We start from the raw sequence: 26,145 nt of genomic DNA on the forward strand, positions 1-26,145 counted from the left end.
CACTTGGCCGGAAAATGCACCGCTCCTCGCAATGACGGACGGAGGCGAGCCTAGCTCGACGCGACCACCGTCGCCGCATCCGGCGGCAGGCTCTCGAGCAGCGCGTGCAGCGTCGCCATGGTGGAGCGGTCGGCGATCCCGTCGATGCGCTCCGGGCGGAAGTGGCGCTGGAAGGCGGTGACGACCTCCATGGTCGGGCCGTCGAACTTGCCGTTGGTCGGGATGTTGTAGCCGTAGCGCCGGAACGCGGCCTGCATGTTGGAGACGCTGTCGCTGATCGCACCGAGCTGCAGCGCATCGCCGCGCACGACCGGCGCCGGCTGCACCCAGTGCCCGACGCCGGAATTGGCCAGCGAGTGCCACGGGAATTTCTCGCCGGGATCCTTCTTGCGCGCCGGCGCCACGTCGGAATGGCCGAGCACGCGATGCGAGACGATCTTGCGGCGAAGCATGATGCCGCGGCACAGCGCGATGACGGCCGCGATCTGGCGCAGCGGAAAGTCCGGATAGCCCCAATCGTGACCGCGATTGACGATCTCGACGCCGATCGAGCACGAGTTGATGTCGTCATCGCCGGCCCATGCCGACACGCCGGCGTGCCAGGCGCGCTTGCTCTCCGGCACGCACTGCACGATGCGGCCGTCCTCGAGCACGATGTAGTGCGCCGAGACCTCGGTGCCGGCCGTGCAGAGCTGGGTGATCGCACCCTCGACGTCGGGCATGCCGGTGTAGTGCAGCACGATCATGTCGGGTTGCCGGCCATTGGCGCGATCGCCGAAGTTCGCCGACGGGATCACGTCGGAGGCGATCGAGGAATCCGGCGTGAACGCCTTCGCGTCCGCCACCCCCTTTGGAACAGGGAGGGCGCGCTGACGCTTCGGATCAGCGTTGCCGGACGAAGACGAACTTGAAGCCATACGAATCACTCAAACCCGAACCAGGAGAAAGCATTTTGACATATGGATAAACAAATAGGCGTTTACTATTCCTTTACCGTGCGGGCCGCGCAATCGACCCCTGCCGGTTCCACGATTCGCGCGACGCGCCGCGTCGTTGTGCCCGGAATGGGTCTCGAGGGTATCACTCGAATGCGGATCAAAGGCGCGCGGTTCCGCTAACCGATCATCAACGTTTTCTTAACGTTAAGTGCCGTTACTGAGAGGTGAAGTGCCGAACCGGTTTCGGGGGACGGCCAAAGGACGCTGAGCCCCGCTGTTTGCGCGAAATCCCATGGAAACCCTCCCAATTCCGGTCGGATATCAGGATTTGCAGCCGAGGTCGGGAGTTGGCGCTGGCGTCACGCAGCGGCTTTTTCACGCGTTTTCGAGCGAAGTGGATACCGGTTCGCGTGAAGAAAACGCGTCAAGACAGGAATCCAGAGCCCCGTTCCGATCCAATCGGAACGAAGGAGGCTCTGGGCGCGAGGATTCGAGGCGCAATGAGTCGGCGCGCACCCAGCTTGCATGCCAGTTACGCGGCCCCGCCCGGGAGCGGCGCATGAGCGAGCGTGCGCCGCGTCACATTTCGGTGCTGGGCCGCGAGGCGGTTGCGTATCTCGCTCCGCGCGCCGGCGGCATCTATGTCGACGCGACCTTCGGTGCCGGCGGCTACAGCCGGGCGATCCTCGATGTCGCCGATACCCGCGTGATCGGGATCGACCGCGACCGCACCGCGATAACCGGCGGCTTCGATCTGGTCGACGGCGCGGGCGGTCGGCTGACGCTGGTCGAGGATCGCTTCTCCAACCTCGCCGAGGTCTGCGCGTCGCAGGGGGTGGCTGCGGTCGACGGCGTCGTGATGGATGTTGGCGTCTCCTCGATGCAGCTCGACCAGGCCGAACGCGGCTTCTCGTTCCGCCTCGGCGGTCCGCTCGACATGCGGATGGCCGAGAGCGGCCCAACCGCGGCCGATGTGGTCGCGTCGGCTTCCGAGAAACAGCTCGCCGACATCATCTATATCTTCGGCGAGGAGCGCCATTCGCGCGGCGTTGCCCGCGCCATCGTCGCCGCGCGCAAGGACGCGCCGATCACGACGACCGACGCGCTTGCCGATATCGTCGCGAAAGTCGTGCGCGCCAAGCCGAACGAGATCCATCCGGCGACGCGGACCTTCCAGGCGCTGCGCATCTTCGTCAATGAAGAGCTCGATGAGCTCTATCTGGCGCTCGCAGCCGCCGAGCGCGTGCTGAAGCCGGGCGGCCGGCTCGTCGTGGTTTCCTTCCATTCGCTGGAAGACCGCATCGTCAAGAATTTCCTCACGGAACGCGGCAAGGTCTCCGCCGGCTCGCGGCATTTGCCCGAGGTGGCGCAAGCGGCGCCGAGCTTTCAGATCCTGACCAAGCGTCCGGTGACGCCTGATGAGGCCGAGCTTGCCGCCAATCCGCGCGCGCGATCGGCCAAGCTGCGTGCCGCCGAACGCACCGCGGCGCCGGTGCACGCCGACGACGACCTGCCGTCATGGCCGCGCCTGTCCGACCTGAAGCGGGGAGGGTGACGATGCGCCTTCTCCATCTCCTCGTCATCGGCATGCTGATCTTCGCGGCGTCCTATGTCTACCGCATCAAGATGGAATCGACCGCGCGCGTCGAACGCGTGCTGCAGCTCAATGCCGAGATCCGCGAGCAGCGCAACGCGATCGCCGCGTTGCGCGCCGAATGGGCCAAGCTCGATGCGCCGCTCCGGCTGCAGGGCCTCGCCGAGCGCCATCTGCCGCTGAAGCCGGTCAACGCCAACCAGTACGATTCCCTGAAGAACCTGCCGGAGCGGCCGCCGAGCTTCACGCGGCCCGGTTCGCGCGATCCGATCGGAGCGATGATTGACACCATCGAGGCCGCAGCGGCGCCCGACAGCACGACCGGATCGATCGACAAGGCGGCGACCGACCAGCCGGCCGCCGACCAGCCTGCGCCCGATGACTCCGGGCAGGGCGGGGGAGATCAGCAATGACGGGACCAGCCATGACCGATCCGGCACCCGCCAACACACCGGCCGTGAAGCCCGCCGAGCCCTGGAACCAACGGCTGATCCGCACGCTGCTGTATGGCAGCAATGTCGACCGCGCCGCCAAGGCGCGCGCGCGCGTTGGCCTCGCCATCCTCGCTTTCGCCGCGGTTTATTGCGTGCTGGCGGGGAGGCTGGTGCTGTTCGCCGTCGGCGCCGACAGCCATGGCGCGCGCCGCACCGCCTCGCAGGACGCCATCGCCACGGCGCGGCCGGACATCACCGACCGCAACGGCGAAATCCTCGCAACCGACGTCAAGGCGCCGAGCCTGTTCGCCGAGCCGCGCCGCCTCATCGACAAGGACGAGGCGATCGAGCTCTTGACCGCGGCCCTGCCCGATCTCGACACCAGCGAAGTGCGCGACCGCCTGTCGTCGCGCAAGGGCTTCGTCTGGCTGAAGCGCGAGATCACGCCGAAGCAGCAACTCGACATCCATCGCCTCGGCCTTCCCGGCGTCGGCTTCCTGCGCGAGAACAAGCGCGTCTATCCGACCGGCAACGAGGTCGCCCACCTGATCGGCCTGGTCAACATCGACAACCAGGGTATCGCCGGCATGGAGAAGTGGCTGGACAGCAACGGTCTGGCCGATCTGCATCGCGCGGGCTTCGCCACCGACCGGCTGCAGAAGCCGGTGGAGTTGTCGGTCGACCTGCGCGTCGAGCACGCGCTGCGCGACGAACTTCTCAAGGCAAAGGAGAAGTTCAAGGCCAAGGCCGCCTCCGGGCTCGTCTCCAACGTGCGCACCGGCGAGATCGTGGCGATGGTGTCGCTGCCGGATTTCGACCCGAACAATCCGAAGGAGGCGCACGATCCCGATCGCATCAACCGCCTGACCACCGGCGTCTACGAGATGGGCTCGACCTTCAAGGCGTTCACGCTGGCGATGGCGCTGGACAGCGGCCGGTTCGATCTCAACTCGATGTGGGATGCGCGCGGCCCGCTGCATTACGGCAAGTTCGCGATCCATGACGATCACAACATGGGCCGCATGATCAACATGAAGGAGGTGTTCTACTATTCCTCCAACATCGGCGCCGGGCGCATTGCGCTGGCGATGGGCGTCGATGCGCACAAGGCGTTCCTGCGCAAGATGGGCCAGCTCGAGCGGCTGCGCACCGAACTGCCGGAGAGCGCGTCGCCGATCGTGCCGAAGAAGTGGGGCGAATTGAACACCGTCACCATCTCGTTCGGTCACGGCATCGCGGTGGCGCCGCTGCAGGCGGTGATGGGCATCGATGCGCTGGTCAATGGCGGCTACCTGATCCCGCCGACCTTCCTGAAGCGCACCGAGCAGGAGGCGATGGCGCTCGCCAAGCGCGTCATCAAGCCCGAGACCTCGGACAAGATGCGCTATCTGATGCGGCTCAATGCCGAGATCGGCACCGCGAAGAAGGCCGACGTCAAGGGCTACTATATCGGCGGCAAGACCGGCACCGCGGAGAAGGTGATCAACGGCCGCTACGCCAAGAAGCGCGTGCTCAACGCCTTCACCGCGATCCTGCCCGCCGACAATCCGAAATACCAGCTCCTGATCATGCTCGACGAGCCGCAGCCCCTGAAGGAGACCTACGGGTTCATCACCTCGGGCTGGAATGCGGTGCCGACGGGCGGCAATGTGATCGCCCGAATTGCGCCGCTTTTGGGCGTTGAACCGCGATTCGACCTGCCGCCGTCCGACCGCCTTATTCTTGCGGCATCCAGAACAACCCAGTAAGGCGTATATTCACGGTATGATCCGGACCGGAACGGCCGCGTTAGCGAAAAGTGCGATGCGGTTTTCCGGATAGATCATGCTCAAGCGACGGCGCCAGAACGGTGCCGGCCAGACTGGAAGATCATGAGACTTCGCGACCTCTTCGACGCCGATGCCACGATCGATCCAAGTGCCGACACTATCGTCGTCGGAGGGCTTGCGGTCGACAGCCGTGCGGTGAAGCGGGGCGACCTGTTCTTCGCGCTGGCCGGCAGCAGGACCGACGGCGCGCGCTTCGTCGATGCGGCGATTGCCGCCGGCGCGGTCGCGGTCGTCAGCGACCATCTGCCGCAAGGTCACGCTCGCGCCCCCTTCGTCATCACGCCGAATCCGCGCCGCGCGCTGGCGCTCGCCGCGGCCAAATTCTTTTCCCGCCAGCCCGCGACGATCGCGGCGGTGACCGGCACCAGCGGCAAGACCTCGGTCGCAGCGTTCACGCGCCAGATCTGGCAGCGGCTCGGACATTCCTCCGCCAGCATCGGCACCATCGGCCTCGTCTCGGACAAGCGCACGGTCTACGGCTCGCTGACCACGCCGGATCCGATCGCGCTGCATCGCCAGCTCGACGAGATCGCGAGCGACGGCGTCACGCATCTGGCGTTCGAGGCGTCCTCGCACGGCCTCGACCAGTACCGTCTCGACGGCGTGCGCATTGCCGCCGGCGGCTTCACCAATCTGTCGCGCGACCACATGGATTATCATCCCGATGTCGCGCATTACCTCAACGCAAAACTCCGGCTGTTCCGTGATCTCGTCGCGCCAGGCGGCGCCGCGGTGATCTCGGCCGATCATGACTGTTCGGCCGAGGTGATCGATGCGGCGCGCTCGCGCGGCCTGCGCATCATCGCGGTCGGTCGCAACGCCGATGCAAGCGATGGCATCAAGCTCCTCGATGCCGCCATCGAAGGCTTTGCCCAGCGGCTCATGATCGAGCACCGCGGGCGCAAGCACGCGATCCGGCTGCCGCTGGTCGGCGAATTCCAGATCGAGAATGCGCTAGTCGCGGCCGGGCTTGCGATCGGCACCGGCAGCGCCGCCGATGACGTGTTCGGCTGCCTCGAACATCTCGAAGGCGCCAAGGGCCGGCTGGAATTCGTCGGCGAGCACAACGGCGCGCCGATCTTCGTCGACTACGCCCACAAGCCAGACGCGCTCGCCAAGGCGCTGCAGGCGCTGCGGCCCTACGCCAAGCGCAAGCTCGTCGTGATCTTCGGCGCCGGCGGCGACCGTGACGCCGGCAAGCGTCCGATCATGGGCGCGATCGCGGCCGAGAATGCCGATCAGGTCATCGTCACCGACGACAATCCGCGCAGCGAAAAGCCGGAGGCGATCCGCGCCGCGATCATGGCGACGGCGAAGGGCGCGCGCGAGATCGGCGACCGCGCCGCGGCGATCCGTGCCGGCATTGCCGGCCTCGCGCCGGGCGATGCGCTGGTGGTTGCCGGCAAGGGCCACGAGGTTGGGCAGATCGTCGGCAACACGACGCTGCCGTTCAGCGATCATGAAGCGGTCGCCAGTGCACTGGCTGCGGAGGGCGCATGAGCACGATGTTGTGGACCTCGGATGCGATGGCGACGGCGATGCGCGCCGCCACGCAAGGCGCGCTGCCGGACGGCGTCACCGGTCTCTCGATCGACAGCCGCAGCATCGCACCTGGCGAGGCGTATTTCGCGATCAAGGGCGACGTCCATGACGGCCATGCCTTCGTCGAGGCGGCGCTGAAGGCTGGCGCCGGGCTCGCGGTGGTCGAGACCGCGCAACGGGCAAAGTTTCCCGCTGATGCGCCGCTGCTGATGGTCGACGACGTGCTCGCCGGCCTCGTCGAGCTCGCCCATGCCTCGCGCGCGCGGCTCAACGCGCAGATCATTGCGGTGACCGGCTCGGTCGGCAAGACCTCGACCAAGGAGGCACTGCGCCGCGTGCTGTCGGCGCAAGGCGAGACCCATGCGTCGGTGGCGTCGTTCAACAATCACTGGGGCGTGCCGCTGTCGCTGGCGCGCTGCCCGGCCAGCACCCGCTTTGCGGTGTTCGAGATCGGCATGAACCATGCCGGCGAGATCACGCCGCTGGTGAAGATGGTGCGCCCGCACGTCGCAATCATCACCACGATCGAGCCGGTGCATCTGGAATTCTTCGCTGGCATCGAGGCGATCGCCGACGCCAAGGCGGAGATCTTCGCGGGGCTCGAGCCCGATGGCGCCGTCGTGCTCAACCGCGACAACGGACAATTCGCGCGGCTGCAGAAGCAGGCCAAGCAGGCCGGCATCTCGCGCATCGTCTCGTTCGGCACCGACAAGCGCGCCGAGGCGCGGCTGCTCGACCTGTCGCTGCACGCGACCTGCTCGGCGGTGCATGCGGATATTCTGGATCACGACATCACCTACAAGATCGGCATGCCCGGCCGGCACATGGCGATGAACTCGCTGGCGGTGCTCGCCGGTGCTTCGCTGCTCGGCGCCGATATCGCGCGCGCCGCGTTGTCGCTGTCGCAGCTCGAGGCGCCGACCGGCCGCGGTTTCCGCCGCACCCTCGAGGTCGGCCATGGCGAGGCGATGTTGATCGACGAGAGCTACAACGCCAACCCGGCCTCGATGGGGGCCGCGCTCAACGTGCTCGGCCAGACCCAGACCGGGCCGCATGGCCGGCGCATCGCGGTGCTCGGCGACATGCTCGAACTCGGGCCGACCGGGCCCGAATTGCACCGCGGCCTCAACGAGGCCGTGACCGCCAACCGCATCGACCTCGTATATTGTTGTGGTCCGCTGATGCGGAATCTGTGGGATGCCCTTTCCACCGGCAAGCGGGGAGGCTATGCCGAGAGCTCGGCGGCGCTCGAAGCGCAGGCGGTCGCCGCGGTCCGTGCCGGTGACGTGATCATGGTGAAGGGCTCGCTGGGATCGAAGATGAAGCTCATTGTCAGCGCGCTGGAAAAACGCTTCCCCGACAAGGCCGCGCACGAAGAAGCGGTATAGGACTCCTCGAATGTTCTACTGGTTGATCGAACTGTCCAACACCGTTCCGGGGTTTGGGGCATTCCGCAGCGCGCTGAACGTGTTCCGCTACATCACGTTCCGCACCGGCGGTGCCATGGTGACCGGCGCGCTGTTCGTGTTCCTGTTCGGGCCCTGGATCATCGATCATCTGCGGTTGCGGCAGGGCAAGGGCCAGCCGATCCGCACCGATGGCCCGCAGTCGCATTTGATCTCCAAGAAGGGCACGCCCACCATGGGCGGGCTGATGATCCTGTCCGGGCTCGTGGTGTCGACACTGCTCTGGGCCAATCCGCTCAATCCCTATGTCTGGATCGTGCTGGCGGTGACGCTCGGCTTCGGCTTCGTCGGCTTCTATGACGATTATTTGAAGGTCACAAAGCAGTCGCACAGCGGCTTCGCCGGCAAGCTGCGGCTCCTGATCGAGGCGGCGATCGGGCTCGCCGCCACCTACGCGCTGGTCCGGCTCGGGCGCGACGTGTCCTCGACGTCGCTCGTGATTCCCTTCTTCAAGGACCTCGTGATCAATTTCGGCTGGTTCTTCGTGATCTTCGGCGCCTTCGTGATGGTCGGCGCCGGCAATGCGGTGAACCTGACCGACGGCCTCGACGGTCTTGCCATCGTGCCGGTGATGATCGCCGCCGCCAGCTTCGGCATGATCTCGTATCTGACCGGCAACGCGGTGTTCTCGGATTATCTGCAGATCAATTACGTCGCCGGCACCGGCGAACTGGCGGTGCTGTGCGGCGCGGTGCTTGGCGCAGGCCTCGGCTTCCTCTGGTTCAACGCGCCGCCGGCCTCGATCTTCATGGGCGACACCGGCTCGCTGGCGCTCGGCGGAATGCTCGGCGCGACGGCGGTTGCGGTGAAGCACGAGATCGTGCTCGCCGTGATCGGCGGCCTGTTCGTGCTGGAGGCGGTCTCGGTCATCGTCCAGGTCACCTCGTTCAAGCTCACCGGCAAGCGCGTGTTCCGGATGGCGCCGCTGCACCATCATTTCGAGCAGAAGGGCTGGACCGAACCGCAGATCGTGATCCGGTTCTGGATCATCTCGGTGATGCTGGCGCTCGCCGGCCTGTCGACGCTGAAGCTGCGCTGATGATGAAGAAGCCCTCCCACTGTCATTCCGGGGCGTGCGAAGCACGAACCCGGAATCTCGAGATTCCGGGTTCTCGCTGCGCGAGCCCCGGAATGATGGAGGTTGCGTCATGATCCCGGTCACCTCCTTCTCCGGCAAGACGGTCGCGGTGTTCGGGCTCGGCGGCTCCGGGCTCGCGAGCTGCCACGCGCTGAAGGCCGGTGGCGCGGAGGTGATCGCGGCCGACGACAATGCCGACAACGTCGTCAAGGCGGCGCAGGCCGGCTTCACCACCGCCGATCTGCGCACCGTGTCGTGGGCGAATTTCGCCGCGCTGATCCTGACCCCCGGCGCGCCGCTGACCCATCCGGTGCCGCACTGGAGCGTGTTGAAGGCGCGCGAGGCGGGCTGCGAGGTGATCGGCGACGTCGAACTGTTCTGCCGCGAGCGCCGCCGTCACGCGCCGAACGCGCCGTTCGTCGCCATCACCGGCACCAACGGCAAATCGACCACCACGGCGCTGATCGCGCATCTGATTGATGTCGCCGGCTACGATACCCAGATGGGCGGCAATATCGGCACCGCGATCCTGTCGCTGGAGCCGCCGCGCATGGGCCGCGTCCACGTGATCGAGATGTCGTCCTACCAGATCGACCTCGCACCGTCGCTCGATCCGTCGGTCGGCATCCTGATCAACATCAGCGAGGATCACATCGATCGCCACGGCACGCTCGAGCATTACGCCGCGGTCAAGGAGCGGCTGGTCGCCGGCGTGCAGGCCGGCGGCACCGCGATAACAGGCGTCGACGACATCTGGTGCCGCAACATCGCCGACCGGCTCGATCGCGCCGGCAAGCGCGTGGTACGCATCTCGGTGAAGAACCCGCTGCCCGACGGCCTCTATGTCGAGCACGAGACCATCGTGCGCGCATCTGGCGCGGCGCGCAGCGAGATCGCGCGGCTGGGGGGCATCGGCTCGCTGCGCGGCCTGCACAATGCGCAGAACGCCGCCTGCGCCTCGGCCTGCGCGCTGGCGATGGGGATCGCAACCGACGTTTTGCAGAACGGCCTGCGCAGCTTCCCGGGTCTCGCGCATCGCATGGAGCAGGTCGGCCGCCGCGGCAACGTGCTGTTCGTCAACGACTCCAAGGGTACCAACGCGGATGCGGCCGCGCATGCGCTGTCGTCGTTCGCCGACATCTATTGGATCGCCGGCGGCAAGCCGAAGGCCGGCGGCATCACCAGCCTGACCGAATATTTCCCGCGCATCCGCAAGGCCTATCTGATCGGCGAGGCGGCGGCCGAATTCTCCGGCACGCTTGGCGAGCGCGTCCCGCACGACATGTCCGGCACGCTCGACGTCGCGATCGCCAGCGCCGCGCGCGATGCCGAGGCGTCCGGGCTCGCGGAGGCCGTCGTGCTGCTGTCGCCGGCCTGCGCCTCGTTCGACCAGTACCGCAATTTCGAAATCCGCGGCACCGCCTTCCGCGACATCGTCCAGGCGCTGCCCGGCGTCACGCCGGTGGTGTGACGTCACGTAGGGCGGATTGGCGCAGCGTAATCCGCCATTCGGTGCCGGGCGATGACACCGAGATGAAGTGCGCAGTGACGGTACGTCGTATCGCGCGAGAACTATCCTCATCGTCGTCCTGGCGAAAGCCAGGACCCATTACCCCAAATCTCAATCGTTGCGCGACGCTGGGGCCGCGGTAGCGTCCATTATCAAGCGCGGTGGTTATGGGTCCTGGCTTTCGCCAGGACGACGTCGGGATGGGCCCAACCACCTCCCTCAAAAGTTACCTATCCCGTTAACCCCTTGGAAACCATCCTGCGCCACGAATGGACGTTATCTCTGCCATCTGGGGACGCCCATGCTCGCCCGTGACCAACGCACCCCGTTCTCGGACTGGTGGTGGACCGTCGACAAGCTGCTGCTTGTCGCGATCGCCGCGTTGATGCTGGCCGGCGTCATCCTGTCGCTGGCGGCGAGTCCGCCGGTGGCGACCCGGATCGGGCTCGATCCGTTTCACTTCTTCAACCGCCACGTCATGTTCCTGGTGCCGTCGCTGATGGTGCTGATCGGCGTCTCGTTCATGACGCCGCGGCAGATCCGGCGCACCGCGCTGATCGTGTTCGCGGTCTCGATCGCGCTGATCGTGCTGACGCTGCTGATCGGACCCGAGGTCAAGGGTTCGCGGCGCTGGATCACGCTGCTCGGCGTCAACATCCAGGCCTCCGAAGCCGCAAAGCCCTCCTTCGTCATCGTCGCGGCCTGGCTGTTCGCGGAATCGACCAAGCGGCCGGAGATGCCGGCGACCTCGATGGCGCTGGTGCTGTTGCTGACGCTGGTCACGCTCCTGGTGATGGAGCCCGACTTCGGTCAGACCATGCTGATCCTCACCGTGTGGGGCGCGCTGTTCTTCATCGCGGGCATGCGGATGATCTGGGTGTTCGGGCTCGCCGGCGCGGCGGGCGCGGGCCTGTTCGGCGCCTATCTCCTGGTGCCGCACGTCGCCGGCCGCATCAAGCGCTTCATGAATCCCGCCTCCGGCGACACCTTCCAGGTCGACACCGCGATGGAGGCGTTCTGGAATGGCGGCTGGTTCGGCTTGGGGCCGGGCGAGGGCATCGCCAAGCGCAGCCTGCCGGACAGCCACACCGACTTCGTGTTCGCGGTCGCCGCGGAAGAGTTCGGCATCATCCTCTGCTTGATGCTGGTTGCGCTGTTCGGTTTCATCGTGATCCGCACGCTGACCCGCGCCTATGCCACCGAGGACATGTTCTCGCGCTTCGCGGCCTCGGGGCTTGCGATCCTGTTCGGCGTGCAGGCGACGATCAACATGGCGGTCAATCTGCAACTGATCCCGGCCAAGGGCATGACGCTGCCGTTCATCTCCTATGGCGGCTCCTCGTTCGTGTCGCTCGCCTATGGCGTCGGCATGATGCTGGCGCTGACGCGGCAGAGGCCGCGCACCGAGATCGAATCGATGGAAGGCGCCAGCGCTCAACGCGCCTACGCGTAGGTGAGCCCTTGTTGTCATTGCGAGGAGCGAAGCGACGAAGCAATCTATCCCTCCGTTCTGCGGGGCTATGGATTGCTTCGCTTCGCTCGCAATGACGATGTAGAAGGCGGCCATGGACAACGCGCCCCTGATTCTGCTGGCGGCCGGTGGCACCGGCGGCCATCTGTTCCCGGCCGAAGCGCTCGCCGTGGAACTGATCAGGCGTGGCCTGCGGGTCCGGCTCGCCACCGACGGCCGCGCGCTGCGCTATTCCGGCCTGTTCGGCCGGGAGAGCATCGACCTCGTGCCGAGCGCGACCGTGCGCAGCCGCAACCCGATCTCGCTGGCGCGGACCGCGCTGATGCTCGGCTACGGCACGCTGGTCGCCGCCAATCTGGTGCGGCGGCTGAAGCCCGCGGCTGTGGTCGGCTTCGGCGGCTACCCGACCTTGCCGCCGCTAATGGCGGCGCGGCTGCTCGGCGTCCCCGGCATCATCCACGACGCCAATGCGGTGCTGGGCCGCGCCAACCGTTTCCTCTCCGGCCGCGTCAATGCGATCGCGACCTCGCTGCCCGGCGTGCTCGATCGCGATCCCGCGCTCGCGGGCAAGGCGACCACCGTCGGCACGCCGATGCGGCCGGCGATCCTCGCCGCGGCTGCGGTGAAATACACGGCACCCGAGCCGAACGCGCCGCTGCGCCTGCTTGTCGTCGGCGGCAGCCAGGGCGCGCGGGTGATGAGCGATATCGTGCCGCCGGCGATCGAGCAGCTCGCGCCCGCGCTGTGGAGCCGCCTGATCGTCACCCAGCAGGTGCGCGAAGAGGACATGAATCGGGTGCGCGCGGTCTACGACCGGCTCGAGATCAACGCCGAACTCGCGCCGTTCTTCGCCGACCTGCCGGCGCGCCTCGCCTCGAGCCAGCTGGTGATCTCGCGCTCCGGTGCCGGCACGGTCGCCGAGCTCGCCGCGATCGGCCGGCCCTCGATCCTGGTGCCGCTGCCCGGCGCGATCGATCAGGACCAGTTCGCCAATGCCGGCGTGCTGTCGCAGGCGAACGGCGCGCTGCGCATCACGCAGAGCGATTTCACGTCCGAGCGGCTGGCCGCTGAAATTTCGGCCTTCGCCGCCGAGCCCGCGAAGCTGGCCGCGATGGCGGCGTCGGCGCGCGGCGTCGGCCGGCTCGATGCCGCCGAGCGGCTCGCCGATCTGGTTGCGAAAGTGGCCGGAATTTAGGCCGCTTTCGAGGAATTTCGGCCGTGGGACGCCATGGCCGGGCTTGTCCCGGCCATATCAGTCTTTCATAAGTCGAAGAAGTGCCGGGGTGAGTCCGGACACGATGAAGGTGTTAGCAAAATGAGACTGCCGCGCGAGATCGGACCCATTCACTTCGTCGGGATCGGCGGCATCGGCATGAGCGGCATCGCCGAGGTGCTGATCAATCTCGGCTACACCGTGCAGGGCTCCGATGCTTCGGACAATTACAACCTCGACCGCTTGCGCAAGAAGGGCGCCAAGGTCTCGGTCGGCCACGCCGCCGAGAATGTCGACGGCGCCGATGTCGTCGTGGTCTCGACTGCGATCAAGCGCGACAATCCCGAACTGATGGCGGCGCGCGCGCGGCGCATTCCGGTGGTGCGGCGCGCCGAGATGCTGGCGGAACTGATGCGGCTGAAGAGTTGCGTCGCGATCGCCGGCACCCATGGCAAGACCACCACGACCACGATGGTGGCGACCCTGCTCGACGCCGGTGGGCTCGATCCGACCGTGATCAATGGCGGCATCATCAACGCCTATGGCTCCAACGCGCGACTCGGTGCCGGCGACTGGATGGTGGTCGAGGCCGACGAGAGCGACGGCACCTTCCTGAAGCTGCCGTCCGACGTCGTCATCGTCACCAATATCGACCCCGAGCATCTCGATCACTTCAAGACCTTCGAGGCGATCCAGGACGCGTTCCGCAATTTCGTCGAGAACGTCCCGTTCTACGGCTTTGCCGTGATGTGCACCGATCACCCCGTGGTGCAAACTCTCGTCGGCAAGATCGAAGACCGCCGCATCATCACCTACGGCCAGAACCCGCAGGCCGATGCGCAACTCAAGGATCTCACGCCGATGGGCGGCGGCTCGAAATTCTCGGTCGCGATCCGCGAACGCAAGTCCGGCGCGGTCCATGAGATCGCCGATATCATGCTGCCGATGCCGGGGCGCCACAACGCATCGAATGCGACGGCGGCGATCGCGGTCGCGCACGAGCTCGGCGTGTCCGACGACGTCATCCGCCAGGCCATGGCCGGCTTCGGCGGCGTCAAGCGGCGCTTCACCAAGACCGGCGAGACCAACGGCATCACCGTGATCGACGACTACGGTCATCATCCGGTCGAGATCGCAGCGGTGCTGAAAGCGGCGCGGGAATCCGTCAATGGCAAGATCGTCGCCGTGGTGCAGCCGCATCGCTACACCCGCCTGCAATCCTTGTTTGAGGAATTCTGCACCTGCTTCAATGATGCCGATGCGGTCGTGGTCGCCGAGGTCTATCCGGCCGGCGAGGCGCCGATCGCGGGCATCGACCGCGACCATTTCGCCGCCGGCCTGCGCGCCCACGGCCATCGCAACGTTGTCTCGCTGCCTAACGCGGGCGAGCTCGCGAAGATCGTGCACGGTCTTGCCAAGCCCGGCGACCTCGTCGTCTGCCTCGGCGCCGGCAACATCACGCAATGGGCCTACGCGCTGCCCGGCGAATTGAAGGCGTTGGGGTGATGATGGCCTCGTATCCATCCTCGTCATGGCCGGGCTTGTCCCGGCCATCCACGTCTTCACTGCACTATCGTGTCGTACAGGTCGTCCCAGTTCGGGTTCGCTGCGATGATCTTGCGGATCTTCCAAGCGCGCGGCCAATGCTTGATGGTGTGTTCGCGCTGGATGGCTGTACGGATGTCGTCAAAGTGCTCAAAGTAGACGAGTCGCTTCAGTCCGTATCGCTTGGTGAAGCCATCGACGAAGCCGGAACGGTGCTCGAATATCCGGCGGACGAGATCGCTCGTTACCCCGACGTAGAGCACGCCGTTCGGACGGTTGGTCAGAAAATAAACGTATCCCCCTGTCATGTGGAGATACTGCAAGACGTGGATGGCCGGGACAAGCCCGGCCATGACGGATGGAGAGGTTACCCATGACCTTCCCCGACATCACGCCCGACCTGAAAGCCGCGATGCCGGAGCTGCGCGGGCGGCTGCTGGCGAACCAACGTCTGGCGGAGCTAACCTGGTTTCGCGTCGGCGGGCCGGCGCAGGTGTTGTTCACGCCGGCAGATGAAGATGATCTCGCCTATTTCCTGAAGCGCCTGCCGCCGGAGCTGCCGGTCTATGTCGTCGGCGTCGGCTCCAATCTGATCGTGCGCGATGGCGGCATGCCTGGCGTCGTGATCCGCCTCGCGGCGCGCGCCTTCGGAGAGACCACCGCGGCCGGCGATGTCGTCACCGCCGGCGCAGCGGCGCTCGATAAGCGCGTCGCCGAGACGGCTGCGGCGGCTGACATCGGCGGCATGGAATTCTTCTTCGGCATTCCCGGCACGGTCGGCGGCGCGCTGCGCATGAATGCCGGCGCCAATGGCGGCGAGACCAAGGACGTGCTGATCGAAGCCACCGGCATCGGCCGCGACGGAACGAAGCATACGTTCGGCAATGCCGACATGAAGTTCGTCTATCGCAACAGCGGCGTCGATCCGTCCATCGTCTTCACCTCGGCGCGCTTCCGCGGCACGATCACTGATACTGAGGTGATCCGCGCCCGCATGAACGAGGTGCAGAGCCATCGCGAGACCGCGCAGCCGATCCGCGAGAAGACCGGCGGCTCGACCTTCAAGAATCCGCCCGGCAACAGCGCCTGGAAGCTGATCGATGCCGCCGGCTGCCGCGGCCTCAAAATCGGCGGCGCGCAGGTGTCGGAGATGCACTGCAATTTCCTGATCAACACCGGCAACGCCACCGGGCACGACATCGAGACGCTCGGCGAGACGGTGCGCGAACGGGTCAAGCAAAGCAGCGGAATTGAGCTACACTGGGAAATCAAGCGGATCGGAAATTCATCGTAGTCGTCATTCCGGGGCGATGCGCAGCATCGAACCCGGAATCTCGAGATTCCGGGTCTGGTCCTTCGGACCATCCCGGAATGACGGAAATAGCGAAGACGGGCAAAGAAGATGCAGGTGACCATTCTGTTCGGCGGCACCAACAAGGAGCGGCTGGTCTCGGTGGCGAGCACGCAGGCGCTGCACCGTGCGCTGCCCGACGCGGATCTCTGGTTCTGGGATGTCGACGACACCGTGCATGCGGTGACGTCGGAAAAACTGCTCAGCCACACGCGTCCGTTCGAGGTCGACTTCAAACCCGACGGTCGCGGCATCGCACTCGATCAGGCGCTCGACAAGGCGAGCGCCGAGCAGCGTGTGCTGGTGTTCGGTTTGCATGGCGGCCGCGCCGAGAATGGCGAATTGCAGGCGATGTGCGAGCTGCGCGGCGTCGCGTTCACCGGCTCCGGCTCGGCGTCGTCGCATCTGGCGTTCGACAAGCCGTCGGCGAAGCGTTTCGCCGCGATCGCAGGTCTCAACGCGCCGCAGGGCATCACCGTCGAGCAGATCGATGACGCCTTCGCGAAACACGGCAAGCTGATTGCAAAACCCGCCAAGGACGGATCGAGCTACGGGCTGATCTTCGTCAACGCGAAGCAGGACCTCGTCGCGGTCCGCAATGCCGCAAAGCATGAAGAGTATCTGATCGAGCCGTTCGTGTCGGGCGTGGAGGCGACCTGCGGTGTGCTCGAGCAGTCCGACGGCTCCGTGTTCGCGCTGCCGCCGATCGAGATCGTGCCGGGGGAGGGAACCTTCGACTACACGGCCAAATACCTGCTGAAGTCGACCCAGGAGATCTGTCCCGGCCGTTTCGCGCCCGAGGTCAGCGCCGCGATCATGGACCATGCGCTGCGGGCGCACCGCGCGCTGTCCTGCACCGGCTACTCGCGCAGCGATTTCATCGTCTCGGCCAATGGCCCGGTCTACCTCGAGACCAACACCCTGCCGGGCCTCACCGCGGCATCACTGTACCCTAAGGCCTTGAAAGCACAGGGCATCGCCTTTGCCGACTTCCTCAACGACCAGATCGAGCTCGCCCGCCGCCGCGTCCGAAGTTAATGCCCGGCCGGGCGGGAACCCGCCAGGTCGGCCGGATGGAACCCGGCTGCTGTTGCTAAAATGCTAACGAGTTCGCGGCAAAGTACTCACAGCGTTGATCAAAACACGCTCCAGGCCGAAGTCGTTTACCGTTTGTTTACCAGGAAGCCCGAAGGTTAACGCTGGCGGCGCATGTAGCGCTTGGCTGCCGGGGCGTGAGCTGTCGCGGATTACCGCTTCGAGGATCGCAACCAGGGAACAGGGGGCCACTCTAATCCCACCGGTCTAGCCGAGACGTGATTTGTGCCGGGACCCGCGGGGTTTGCGGGCGCAACATGTGACGAGCTCGTGCAATGGATGGTGCAGGACGCCTCACCCGATCGCTGCGATCGCTGGGGCCTCAAGCTGACCTGAGAGCAGCCGCTATTGGAGCGGCGGTGCTGCTGCGCGAGTATGTCGGCGCCCGTCTCGCACGTCGTCGCCGGCGCCCCGCCAGGCGGCCGCAAGTCATCATCGATCGCGAGCCGCCGAACCGCTACATCCTGATGGTCGAACGCTATCTGCCGCGCCGCATCGGGCTGGTCGCGACGCTCGCGATCCTGTTCGGCAGCCTGGGCCTCGGCATCGTCAAGGGCGGCCATGTCGAGGAATTCACCACCGCGCTCAGCGACGCCCGCAACGCGCTTGCCAATACTGCCGGCTTCCGCATCACCACCGTCGCCATCAACGGCCGCAAGCAGCTGAGCCAGGACGAGGTGCTCGCGATCGGCGGCGTCAATGGCCGCTCCTCGCTGCTGTTCCTCGACGCCGACACCGTGCGCGCCAAGCTGAAGGCCAATCCCTGGATCGCGGATGCCACGATCCTTAAGCTCTATCCGGGCCGGCTGCAGATCGACATCGTCGAACGCACCGCCTTCGCGCTGTGGCAGCAGAACGGCCGCCTGTCGGTGATCGCCTCCGACGGCGCGGTGCTCGAGCCCTACGTCTCGCGCCGCTTCCTCAATCTGCCGCTGGTGGTCGGCAAGGGCGCCGACGTCAGGGCCCACGACTTCCTGGCGCTGCTCGACCGTTATCCGCAAGTCCGCTCGGTGACCAAGGCCGCGATCTTCGTCGGCGAGCGGCGCTGGAACCTGCGCCTCAAGGACGGTCTCGACGTCCGCCTGCCGGAGAACGACGTCGGCAATGCGCTCGCTGCGCTCTCCAGGCTCGACAAGGACGAGAAGCTGTTCTCGCGCGACATTGTCGCCGTCGACATGCGCCTGCCCGATCGGCTGATCGTGCAATTGTCCGAGGACGCCGGCAAGGCGCGCGACGAACTGTTCAAGGACAAGAAGTCCAAGAAGAAGGCCGGTGACTCCGCATGACCGGCCTCGATCGCAATTTGACCCCGAAGACCCGCCCGATGCAGAAGCGCACCGCGATGGTGGCTTCGCTCGATGTCGGCTCCAGCAAGATCGCCTGCATGATTGCGCGGCTGAGGCCGTCGCCGCCGAACGAGGCGCTGCGTGGGCGCACCCATGCGGTCGAATTGATCGGCTACAGCCAGATCCAGTCGCGCGGCGTCAAGGCGGGCTCCGTCGTCGATCTCGCCGAATGCGAGAAGGCGGTGCGCCATGCGGTGGCGCTGGCCGAACGCATGGCCAAGGTCCGTGTCGAATCCGTTCTGCTGTCGGTCTCCGGCGGCCGGCAGCATGGCCAGCTGGTCGAAGCCGCGGCCGATATCCGCGGCGGCTCGGTCACCTCGGACGATATCAGCCGCGTCACGTCGGCTGGCATGCGCCACGCCGCCGGCGCGGGCCGTACCGTGCTGCATGCGCTGCCGGTCGGCTACGCACTCGACGGCGTCAAGGGCATCCGCGATCCCAGAGGCATGGTGGCGCGCCAGTTCGGCGTCGACATGAATGTGGTGACGTCGGACGCGACGGTCGCCAAGAACCTGATGCTGGTGGTCGAGCGCTGCCATCTCAACGTCGAAGCCATGGCGTCGAGCCCCTATGTCGCGGGCCTCTCGGTGCTGACCGATGACGAAGCCGATCTCGGCGCTGCCGTCGTCGAGATGGGCGCGGGATCGACCACGATCGCGACATACTCCGGCGGACGTCTCGTGCACGCATCCGGATTTGCGCTCGGCGGGCAACACATCACGATGGATCTTGCGCGCGGCATCGGCGCGTGCATTGCGGATGCCGAGCGAATCAAGACCTTATACGGCACGGTGCTGACCGGCGGTTCGGACTCGCGCGAGCTGATGTCCGTTCCCACCGCAGGCGATGATCGGGAGACACCGCAAATCGTGTCCCGCGCCACGATTGCGAACATTGTCCGGCATCGCGCCGAGGAGATTTTCGAAATGGTCCGTGACCGGCTCGCGGATTCCCCCTTTGCGGCAGAGCCGAGGGCGCGCGTGGTGTTGAGCGGCGGCGCCTCGCAGCTCACCGGCACCGTCGAGCTTGCCACCCGCATCCTGAACCGTCAGGTCCGCATCGGCCGTCCGCTCGGCTTCGGCCGGCTGCCGAACGAGGCGAAGGGCGCCTCGTTCTCGGTGCCCACGGGCCTCCTGGTCTATCCGCAATACGCACATCTTGAACATGTCGAACCGCGGCGCACGCGGCAGCTCAGGACAGGGACAGACGGTTACTTCGGAAAGGTCGGACGATGGCTTCGCGAGGGCTTCTGATGACCGAACCCCGGCTCACAGCATTTTCACCAGCTCCGGCGGCCAGCGGCCGGGACGAACCAACGCGCGCATAATCGAGAGAGGCAACCATGGCACTCAATCTGACACCCCCTGACATCAGCGAGCTGAAACCGCGGATCACCGTCTTCGGCGTCGGCGGCGCGGGTGGTAATGCCGTCAACAACATGATCACCGCCGGGTTGCAGGGCGTCGACTTCGTCGTCGCCAACACCGACGCGCAGGCGCTGACCATGTCGAAGGCGCAGCGCATCGTGCAGATGGGCACCCAGGTCACCCAGGGCCTCGGCGCCGGTTCGCAGCCCGACGTCGGCGCTGCGGCCGCGCAGGAGGTGATGGACGAGCTGCGCGATCACCTCACGGGCGCCAACATGGTGTTCGTCACCGCCGGCATGGGCGGCGGCACCGGCACCGGTGCTGCACCCGTGATCGCGAAGGCCGCTCGCGAGATGGGAATCCTCACCGTCGGCGTGGTGACCAAGCCGTTCCACTTCGAAGGTCAGCGCCGCATGCGCACCGCCGAGCACGGCATCGCCGAGCTGCACAAGGTGGTCGACACGCTGCTGATCATCCCGAACCAGAACCTGTTCCGGGTCGCCAACGAGAAGACCACCTTCGCCGACGCCTTCGCGATGGCCGACCAGGTGCTCTACTCGGGCGTCGCCTGCATCACCGACCTGATGGTCAAGGAAGGCCTGATCAACCTCGACTTCGCCGACGTCCGCGCCGTGATGCGTGAGATGGGCAAGGCGATGATGGGCACCGGCGAAGCCACCGGCGAGAAGCGCGCGCTGACCGCCGCGGAAGCCGCGATCGCCAACCCGCTGATCGACGACAGCTCGATGAAGGGCGCCCGCGGCCTCCTGATCTCGATCACGGGCGGCAAGGACCTGACCCTGTTCGAGGTCGACGAAGCCGCCACCCGCATCCGCGAAGAGGTCGACGCCGACGCCAACATCATCGTCGGCGCCACGTTCGACGAATCGCTCGACGGCGTCATTCGCGTCTCGGTGGTCGCCACCGGTATCGAGCAGGCCGCCATCGCCTCCCGCGCCCAGGCTCCCGCCGCGCAGCAGTCGGGCGGTTCGCCGGAGAGCCGGCTGGCCGATCTGACCGCCCGCCTGCGTGCCGACAATCAGCGCATGGCCGAGCGTGCCCAGAAGCTGGAACCGTCGACCGGCGTGACGGTCGCGCCGATCGCGGCTCCGGCCGCTCCGCAGCAGCGTCCGGCCGTCGAGCGCGCCGCGCTCGCGGCGATTGCCGCCGCGGTTGCTCCCGACAGCGCGCCGGCTGCCCAGGCGCCGATGCAGCCGGCCTCTTACGGTGACGTCACCGTGCGGCCGATTGCCCAGAAGCCCTCGTTGTTCCCGGACCACGAGGCCGCCCGGGCCGAGCAGCATGAGCCGATGCCGCCCGAGACCTTCATCCCGCAGGCGGCGGAACGGTCGCCGGTCCGTGCTCCGCGGATGCCGAAGTTCGAGGATCTGCCGATGCCGGCACAGGCCGAAATCCGCCAGGCCAGCGGTGACGGCGAGGTGGAGCACCCGCAGAAGACCCGCCTGTCGCTGCTGCAGCGGCTGGCCAATGTCGGCCTCGGCCGCCGCGACGAAGAGACCGAGCCGCCGATCGCGGCCCGCGCCTCCGGTCCGGCCATGCCGACGATGCCGCCGCTGCCCGAGCGCAAGCCGGCTCGCAGCGTCGCCCAGCAGATCTCGGCGAACGAATCGCCGGTATCCGAATATGCAAAGCGCCCTGCGCCGCAGGGTCTGGACGCTCATGGCCGCCAAGCACCTGTTGCCCCGGCGCCACAGGGCGACGACCATCTTGATATCCCGGCCTTCCTGCGCCGGCAGGCAAACTGAAGTTTGTTACAAGCTTGGCGACGAAGAAGGCCTCGGCGGGGAACCGCCGGGGCCTTTTCCTTGGCGCGGGCAGGCGATTGCGCCGGACAAACAAGCAACTGATTTTAAATGATTAATTATTCTTTCGGTGGTCTGATGGCGCGTCGCCGGGGGCCGTTTTCGCTGCCGCAATTTGGTTAACCTTGGGCGTGAATGCGGCGGAGATGGGGTAACAATCGGTAAAGAAGCGTGAGTTGGCGCGGTTTGGGGCTGTGACTATGGTCTGCCGTGACTTGGGGAGCTCAAGCGAGTCGGCCTTGGGGAAATTTGGCCACTTGAATTGAGTGAAGTCGGGTAGTGGGCATTATCGAATGAAGTTCAGCCGTCAAACCACGCTTCGGTCGCAAGCCACCGTGACTGGCGTAGGTGTTCATTCCGGTCTTCCTGTCAGTCTCACCCTGGGACCTGCACCTGTTGATGCGGGTTTTATTTTTGTCCGCACCGGTCTCGACGGTTCCGACCGCGAAGTCGTGGCCACCGCCGATGCGGTGATCGCGACCGAGTTCGCGACGGTGCTGGGTGACCGCGAAGGGCCGCTGGTTTCCACCGCCGAGCACGTGCTCGCGGCGCTGCGCGGCATGGGCGTCGACAACGCCACCATCGAAGTCGACGGCGCCGAAGTTCCGATCATGGACGGCAGCGCTGCAGCGTTCGTCGCGGCCATCGATCAGGCCGGCATTGTGACCCAGCCCGGCGTCCGCCGCTTCATCCAGGTTTTGAAGCCGGTGCAAGTCAAGATCGGCGAATCGGTTGGCGAGCTGCGTCCGTTCGCCGGCGGGTTCCGCACTGAAGTCGAGATCGATTTCACCAACCAGGTGATTGGCCGCCAGACCTTCACCTTCGATCTGTCGCCGGAAGGTTTCCGCCGCGAGGTCGCACGGGCCCGCACGTTCGGCTGCATGAGCGACGTGGCGCGGCTGTGGGGCGCAGGCTTCGCGCTCGGCGCGTCCTTCGACAACACCGTGGTGTTCGACGAGGCCCGTCTGCTCAACGCCGAGGGCCTGCGCTACGCCGACGAATGCGCCCGCCACAAGGTGCTCGACGTGATCGGCGATCTGGCATTGGCCGGCCTGCCGCTGCTCGGCAGCTACCGTTCGGTACGGGGCGGCCACAAGCTCAACAACGCGGTGCTGAAGGCGCTGCTCGCCGACCGCAGCGCCTGGCGGGTGGTCGAATCGGACACCGCTCGGCGGCCGCTCCGTGGCCATGTCGAAGCCGGTGCAGGTACCGTGGGCGGCCTCGTCGCCCCGGCCTACGGCCCGGACGTGTCCTGATCGCCCAAGTCCTGATCGCTTGGCCGGTCGGGCCCAATTTCCGTAATAACCACAGTAGGCTGTGAGCTTCGCCGGGTCGCCTTATTCCCGGCGGAATGGCTCCGTATTCGGTTGGTCCACGGTCATTTTTCGGCTAAGCAGGCCTGCGGTTGCGAGTAACGGCAGTCAAGGCACTGGAAATATTGCATCCATGACCGCGGTTCATGGGTGGAGTGGGGTCGCCGTTAACCGCATCAAAGGCGTCAGGTTTTACAATTCATGTCGGCAATGCGTATGGCGCTCGAATCACGCAATTCTTCTGACGTCTCCGGCCTGACCAAGGCCGCGCGCACGCTGCGTTTTGCGGCGGGCCTGATTGTGCTGGCCATGCCGCTCAGCGGCTGCGGCACCGGCGCGCTGTGGGACAAGTTCATGGCCAAGGACGACACGTTCGTCGATGAGCCCGCGGACAAGCTCTACAATGAGGGCTTGTACATGATGAACGAGAAGAAGGACCTGAAGGCCGCCTCGAAGAAGTTCGAGGAAGTCGACCGTCAGCATCCCTATTCCGACTGGGCGCGCAAGTCGCTGTTGATGTCGGCCTATTCGTTCTACCAGGCGGGCGACTACGACAGCTGCATCGGCTCTGCCACCCGCTACGTCACGCTGCATCCCGGCAGCCCGGACGCGTCCTACGCCCAGTACCTGATCGCGGCATCGCATTTCGACCAGATCCCGGATATCTCGCGCGACCAGAGCCGCACCGAGAAGGCGATCGCGGCGCTCGAAGAGGTGGTCCGCAAATATCCGACCTCGGAATACGCCACCCAGGCCAAGTCCAAGATCCAGGCTGCGCGCGACCAGCTCGCCGGCAAGGAAATGGCGGTCGGGCGCTATTACATGGGCAAGCGCGACTTCACCGCCGCGATCAACCGCTTCAAGACCGTGGTCACGCAGTACCAGACCACGCGCCACGTCGAGGAGGCGCTCTTCCGCCTCACCGAGGCCTACATGGCGATCGGCATCGCCGGCGAGGCGCAGACCGCGGCCGCGGTGCTCGGCCACAATTTTCCAGACAGCCGCTGGTACAAGGACGCATATAATCTAGTAAAGTCCGGCGGTCTCGAGCCGAGCGAGAATCAGGGTTCCTGGATCAGCAGGACCTTCAAGAAGATAGGTCTCGGCTAGGAATTGTCCTCGCATGCTGGCGCGTCTGTCGATCCGTGACATCGTCCTGATCGAACGGCTCGATATCGAATTTTCCCGTGGCCTCGCGGTGCTGACCGGCGAAACCGGCGCAGGCAAATCCATCCTGCTCGATGCCTTTGCGCTGGCGCTCGGCGGCCGCGGCGATGCCGGACTGGTGCGCCACGGCGCCGAACAGGGGCAGGTCACCGCCATGTTCGATGTCCCGAAGGGGCATCCGGCGGCCGGGATCCTGGCCGAGAACGGCCTCGACGACACCGGTGAGATGATCCTGCGCCGCGTGCAACTCGCCGACGGCCGCACCCGGGCCTTCATCAACGATCAGGCGATCAGCGTGCAGACCCTGAAGGCGGTCGGCGCCGCGCTGGTCGAAATCCATGGCCAGCATGACGAGCGTGCGCTGGTCGACGCCTCCACCCATCGCCAGCTGCTCGATGCCTTCGCCGGACACGAGAAGGACGTCGCGACGCTGGAAGCGCTGTGGGATATCAGGCGGACCGCCAATGCTGATCTCGACGAGCATCGCGCCGGCATGGAGCGCGCCGCGCGCGAGGCGGACTATCTGCGCCATGCCTCACAGGAGCTGAAGACGCTGGCGCCGAAGGAGGGCGAGGAGACCGAGCTCGCGGGTCGCCGCACCACCATGATGCAGGGCGAGAAGATCGCAACCGATCTGCGCGAGGCGCAGGAGGCGATCGGCGGCTCGCATTCGCCGGTGGCGTCGCTGTCGGCCGCGGTCCGGCGGCTGGAGCGGCGCGCCGCCAATGCGCCTGCGCTGATCGAACCCGCGGTCAAGGCGATCGATATTGCGATCAATGCGCTGGAAGAGGCCGACCAGCACCTCAACGCCGCGCTGGCGGCGACCGATTTCGATCCGGCCGAGCTGGAGCGTATCGAGGAGCGGCTGTTCGCGCTGCGCGCCGCCTCGCGTAAATATTCGACGCCGGTCGATCTGCTGGCCGCGCTGGCGGCGCAATATGCCGGCGACGTCGCGCTGATCGATGCCGGCGCCGACCAGCTGAAGAAGCTGGAAGCGACCGCCGCTGAAGCCGACAAGCGCTATGCGGCGGCTGCCGCCAAACTGTCGGCGGCGCGCACCAAGGCCGCCGAGAAGCTCAACAAGGCCGTCAACGCCGAGCTTGCGCCGCTCAAGCTCGAGCGCGCGAAGTTCATGACCCAGGTCGAGAGCAACGCCGCCGCACCGGGGCCGCAGGGCATCGACCGTGTCGAGTTCTGGGTGCAGACCAATCCGGGCACCAAGCCGGGACCGATGATGAAGGTCGCCTCCGGCGGCGAACTGTCGCGCTTCCTGCTGGCGCTGAAGGTCGTGCTGGCCGATCGCGGCTCGGCGCCGACTTTGGTGTTCGACGAAATCGACACCGGCGTCGGCGGCGCGGTGGCCGATGCGATCGGCTCGCGGCTGGCGCGCCTTGCCGGCAAGGTGCAGGTGATGGCGGTGACGCACGCGCCGCAGGTCGCCGCCCGGGCGAGCCAACATCTTCTGATCTCCAAGGACGCGCTCGACAAGGGCAAGCGGGTCGCCACCCGCGTCAACGCACTCGCCGCCGATCACCGCCGCGAGGAGATCGCGCGCATGCTGGCCGGCGCCGAGATCACCGCGGAGGCGAGGGCGGCCGCGGAACGGCTGCTCAGGGCGGCGACAGCGTAATCTCTCCCCCTCGTCATTCCGGGGCGATGCGAAGCATCGAACCCGGAATCTCGAGATTCCGGGTTCATCGCTGCGCGATGCCCCGGAATGACCACCTCAGGTACAGATCGACTCGTACAAGTCATTCCACTGCGGATTGCTCGCTTCGATCAATTGCGCCTTCCAGGCTCGCTTCCACTTCTTGAGCTCCTTCTCGCGTGATATCGCGGAGATCGGGTCGTAGTAGATTTCGAACCAAACCAGCTGCGTGATGTTGTATTTGGACGTGAAGCCTGGGACGGCCTTCATTCGACGTTCGTAGACCCGCCGCACGAGATCGTTGGTGATCCCAACATAGATTGCTCCGTCTCGTCGACTTGCTAGAATGTACACGTAGTACGACATGAGCCCCATTTCCCACACAGTCATTCCGGGGCGATGCGAAGCATCGAAC

The 26,145-nt window shown here is 66.1% G+C and carries 21 protein-coding genes and 1 pseudogene; 19 read left to right on the forward strand and 3 right to left on the reverse strand.

Annotated features, from left to right (window positions below; translation table 11 throughout):
- Window positions 1-50: 50 nt before the first annotated feature.
- Window positions 51-917: an N-acetylmuramoyl-L-alanine amidase gene (locus tag QJT82_RS27545; protein WP_028342191.1), complete on the reverse strand. Its 867-nt coding sequence runs from the start codon at window positions 915-917 to the stop codon at window positions 51-53.
- A gap of 580 nt (window positions 918-1,497) precedes the next feature.
- Between QJT82_RS27545 and rsmH the strand changes: the two genes are divergently transcribed.
- From rsmH to murC, 10 genes are all read left to right on the forward strand, one after another.
- A complete protein-coding gene (rsmH, locus tag QJT82_RS27550) occupies window positions 1,498-2,493 on the forward strand; it encodes a 16S rRNA (cytosine(1402)-N(4))-methyltransferase RsmH (RefSeq protein ID WP_028342190.1) in 996 nt (331 codons plus the stop codon).
- Between the two features lie 2 nt (window positions 2,494-2,495).
- Window positions 2,496-2,945: a hypothetical protein gene (locus QJT82_RS27555; RefSeq protein ID WP_035632058.1), complete on the forward strand. Its 450-nt coding sequence runs from the start codon at window positions 2,496-2,498 to the stop codon at window positions 2,943-2,945.
- A gap of 11 nt (window positions 2,946-2,956) precedes the next feature.
- Window positions 2,957-4,714, forward strand: a complete 1,758-nt coding sequence (locus tag QJT82_RS27560) for a penicillin-binding protein 2 (RefSeq protein ID WP_028342188.1) — start codon at window positions 2,957-2,959, stop codon at window positions 4,712-4,714.
- Between the two features lie 123 nt (window positions 4,715-4,837).
- Window positions 4,838-6,295 carry a UDP-N-acetylmuramoyl-L-alanyl-D-glutamate--2,6-diaminopimelate ligase gene (locus QJT82_RS27565; protein ID WP_028342187.1) on the forward strand — a complete coding sequence of 486 codons (1,458 nt, stop codon included), beginning with the start codon at window positions 4,838-4,840 and terminating at the stop codon, window positions 6,293-6,295.
- Window positions 6,292-7,725 carry a UDP-N-acetylmuramoylalanyl-D-glutamyl-2,6-diaminopimelate--D-alanyl-D-alanine ligase gene (locus QJT82_RS27570; RefSeq protein ID WP_028342186.1) on the forward strand — a complete coding sequence of 478 codons (1,434 nt, stop codon included), beginning with the start codon at window positions 6,292-6,294 and terminating at the stop codon, window positions 7,723-7,725. Before QJT82_RS27565 ends, QJT82_RS27570 begins: the two co-directional genes overlap by 4 nt.
- A 10-nt stretch (window positions 7,726-7,735) precedes the next feature.
- Window positions 7,736-8,842 (forward strand): phospho-N-acetylmuramoyl-pentapeptide-transferase, encoded by a 1,107-nt coding sequence (gene mraY / locus QJT82_RS27575; protein WP_016846578.1) that lies wholly within the window; start codon window positions 7,736-7,738, stop codon window positions 8,840-8,842.
- Between the two features lie 109 nt (window positions 8,843-8,951).
- Entirely contained in the window at window positions 8,952-10,352 is a 1,401-nt protein-coding gene (gene murD, locus QJT82_RS27580) for a UDP-N-acetylmuramoyl-L-alanine--D-glutamate ligase (RefSeq protein ID WP_028342185.1), read from the forward strand.
- Between the two features lie 340 nt (window positions 10,353-10,692).
- Window positions 10,693-11,844: a putative lipid II flippase FtsW gene (gene ftsW, locus QJT82_RS27585; RefSeq protein ID WP_028342184.1), complete on the forward strand. Its 1,152-nt coding sequence runs from the start codon at window positions 10,693-10,695 to the stop codon at window positions 11,842-11,844.
- 112 nt (window positions 11,845-11,956) lie between these two features.
- Window positions 11,957-13,057 (forward strand): undecaprenyldiphospho-muramoylpentapeptide beta-N-acetylglucosaminyltransferase, encoded by a 1,101-nt coding sequence (gene murG / locus QJT82_RS27590; RefSeq protein WP_028342183.1) that lies wholly within the window; start codon window positions 11,957-11,959, stop codon window positions 13,055-13,057.
- Window positions 13,058-13,177: 120 nt separating this feature from the next.
- Window positions 13,178-14,581: a UDP-N-acetylmuramate--L-alanine ligase gene (gene murC, locus QJT82_RS27595; RefSeq protein ID WP_028342182.1), complete on the forward strand. Its 1,404-nt coding sequence runs from the start codon at window positions 13,178-13,180 to the stop codon at window positions 14,579-14,581.
- Window positions 14,582-14,637: 56 nt separating this feature from the next.
- Here murC and QJT82_RS27600 read toward each other — a convergent pair whose 3' ends face one another.
- Complete coding sequence (locus QJT82_RS27600; protein WP_028342181.1) at window positions 14,638-14,973, reverse strand: GIY-YIG nuclease family protein; 336 nt, start codon at window positions 14,971-14,973, stop codon at window positions 14,638-14,640.
- A gap of 20 nt (window positions 14,974-14,993) precedes the next feature.
- Between QJT82_RS27600 and murB the strand changes: the two genes are divergently transcribed.
- The 9 genes and pseudogenes from murB (at window position 14,994) to recN (ending at window position 25,712) form a co-directional block, all read left to right on the forward strand.
- Complete coding sequence (murB, locus tag QJT82_RS27605) at window positions 14,994-15,914, forward strand: UDP-N-acetylmuramate dehydrogenase (protein ID WP_028342180.1); 921 nt, start codon at window positions 14,994-14,996, stop codon at window positions 15,912-15,914.
- A 108-nt stretch (window positions 15,915-16,022) separates the two neighbouring features.
- Window positions 16,023-17,009, forward strand: a complete 987-nt coding sequence (locus QJT82_RS27610) for a D-alanine--D-alanine ligase (protein ID WP_028342179.1) — start codon at window positions 16,023-16,025, stop codon at window positions 17,007-17,009.
- Window positions 17,010-17,077: 68 nt separating this feature from the next.
- Window positions 17,078-17,402, forward strand: a pseudogene (locus QJT82_RS27615) (D-alanine--D-alanine ligase); the annotation flags it as partial.
- The gene (locus QJT82_RS27620; RefSeq protein WP_028342178.1) at window positions 17,342-18,352 is read left to right on the forward strand and encodes an FtsQ-type POTRA domain-containing protein; all 1,011 of its coding nucleotides are present in this window, start codon (window positions 17,342-17,344) and stop codon (window positions 18,350-18,352) included. The pseudogene QJT82_RS27615 and the gene QJT82_RS27620, both read left to right, overlap by 61 nt.
- Complete coding sequence (gene ftsA / locus QJT82_RS27625; protein WP_028332543.1) at window positions 18,349-19,665, forward strand: cell division protein FtsA; 1,317 nt, start codon at window positions 18,349-18,351, stop codon at window positions 19,663-19,665. The genes QJT82_RS27620 and ftsA overlap by 4 nt, the downstream gene beginning before the upstream one ends.
- A gap of 89 nt (window positions 19,666-19,754) precedes the next feature.
- Window positions 19,755-21,545: a cell division protein FtsZ gene (gene ftsZ / locus QJT82_RS27630; protein WP_028342177.1), complete on the forward strand. Its 1,791-nt coding sequence runs from the start codon at window positions 19,755-19,757 to the stop codon at window positions 21,543-21,545.
- 350 nt (window positions 21,546-21,895) lie between these two features.
- Window positions 21,896-22,858, forward strand: coding sequence for a UDP-3-O-acyl-N-acetylglucosamine deacetylase (gene lpxC, locus QJT82_RS27635; protein ID WP_028342176.1), 963 nt, complete (start codon window positions 21,896-21,898; stop codon window positions 22,856-22,858).
- 273 nt (window positions 22,859-23,131) lie between these two features.
- Window positions 23,132-24,025, forward strand: a complete 894-nt coding sequence (locus QJT82_RS27640) for an outer membrane protein assembly factor BamD (protein ID WP_016846441.1) — start codon at window positions 23,132-23,134, stop codon at window positions 24,023-24,025.
- A gap of 13 nt (window positions 24,026-24,038) precedes the next feature.
- Complete coding sequence (recN, locus tag QJT82_RS27645; protein ID WP_028342175.1) at window positions 24,039-25,712, forward strand: DNA repair protein RecN; 1,674 nt, start codon at window positions 24,039-24,041, stop codon at window positions 25,710-25,712.
- A 96-nt stretch (window positions 25,713-25,808) separates the two neighbouring features.
- On the opposite strand, the gene QJT82_RS27650 is transcribed toward recN, so the two are convergent.
- Window positions 25,809-26,096 carry a GIY-YIG nuclease family protein gene (locus QJT82_RS27650; protein ID WP_028342174.1) on the reverse strand — a complete coding sequence of 96 codons (288 nt, stop codon included), beginning with the start codon at window positions 26,094-26,096 and terminating at the stop codon, window positions 25,809-25,811.
- Window positions 26,097-26,145 lie beyond the last annotated feature (49 nt).

It is taken from the genome of Bradyrhizobium sp. Mp19 (genome assembly GCF_029952935.1).
GTDB lineage: Bacteria > Pseudomonadota > Alphaproteobacteria > Rhizobiales > Xanthobacteraceae > Bradyrhizobium > Bradyrhizobium elkanii.

Bases quoted from the DNA above. Each gene is read 5' to 3' on its own strand.
- QJT82_RS27545 (WP_028342191.1), bottom strand. From the start codon at position 917: ATGGCTTCAAGTTCGTCTTCGTCCGGCAACGCTGATCCGAAGCGTCAG.
- rsmH (WP_028342190.1), top strand. From the start codon at position 1,498: ATGAGCGAGCGTGCGCCGCGTCACATTTCGGTGCTGGGCCGCGAGGCG.
- QJT82_RS27555 (WP_035632058.1), top strand. From the start codon at position 2,496: ATGCGCCTTCTCCATCTCCTCGTCATCGGCATGCTGATCTTCGCGGCG.
- QJT82_RS27560 (WP_028342188.1), top strand. From the start codon at position 2,957: ATGACCGATCCGGCACCCGCCAACACACCGGCCGTGAAGCCCGCCGAG.
- QJT82_RS27565 (WP_028342187.1), top strand. From the start codon at position 4,838: ATGAGACTTCGCGACCTCTTCGACGCCGATGCCACGATCGATCCAAGT.
- QJT82_RS27570 (WP_028342186.1), top strand. From the start codon at position 6,292: ATGAGCACGATGTTGTGGACCTCGGATGCGATGGCGACGGCGATGCGC.
- mraY (WP_016846578.1), top strand. From the start codon at position 7,736: ATGTTCTACTGGTTGATCGAACTGTCCAACACCGTTCCGGGGTTTGGG.
- murD (WP_028342185.1), top strand. From the start codon at position 8,952: ATGATCCCGGTCACCTCCTTCTCCGGCAAGACGGTCGCGGTGTTCGGG.
- ftsW (WP_028342184.1), top strand. From the start codon at position 10,693: ATGCTCGCCCGTGACCAACGCACCCCGTTCTCGGACTGGTGGTGGACC.
- murG (WP_028342183.1), top strand. From the start codon at position 11,957: ATGGACAACGCGCCCCTGATTCTGCTGGCGGCCGGTGGCACCGGCGGC.
- murC (WP_028342182.1), top strand. From the start codon at position 13,178: ATGAGACTGCCGCGCGAGATCGGACCCATTCACTTCGTCGGGATCGGC.
- QJT82_RS27600 (WP_028342181.1), bottom strand. From the start codon at position 14,973: ATGGCCGGGCTTGTCCCGGCCATCCACGTCTTGCAGTATCTCCACATG.
- murB (WP_028342180.1), top strand. From the start codon at position 14,994: ATGACCTTCCCCGACATCACGCCCGACCTGAAAGCCGCGATGCCGGAG.
- QJT82_RS27610 (WP_028342179.1), top strand. From the start codon at position 16,023: ATGCAGGTGACCATTCTGTTCGGCGGCACCAACAAGGAGCGGCTGGTC.
- QJT82_RS27620 (WP_028342178.1), top strand. From the start codon at position 17,342: ATGGATGGTGCAGGACGCCTCACCCGATCGCTGCGATCGCTGGGGCCT.
- ftsA (WP_028332543.1), top strand. From the start codon at position 18,349: ATGACCGGCCTCGATCGCAATTTGACCCCGAAGACCCGCCCGATGCAG.
- ftsZ (WP_028342177.1), top strand. From the start codon at position 19,755: ATGGCACTCAATCTGACACCCCCTGACATCAGCGAGCTGAAACCGCGG.
- lpxC (WP_028342176.1), top strand. From the start codon at position 21,896: ATGAAGTTCAGCCGTCAAACCACGCTTCGGTCGCAAGCCACCGTGACT.
- QJT82_RS27640 (WP_016846441.1), top strand. From the start codon at position 23,132: ATGGCGCTCGAATCACGCAATTCTTCTGACGTCTCCGGCCTGACCAAG.
- recN (WP_028342175.1), top strand. From the start codon at position 24,039: ATGCTGGCGCGTCTGTCGATCCGTGACATCGTCCTGATCGAACGGCTC.
- QJT82_RS27650 (WP_028342174.1), bottom strand. From the start codon at position 26,096: ATGTCGTACTACGTGTACATTCTAGCAAGTCGACGAGACGGAGCAATC.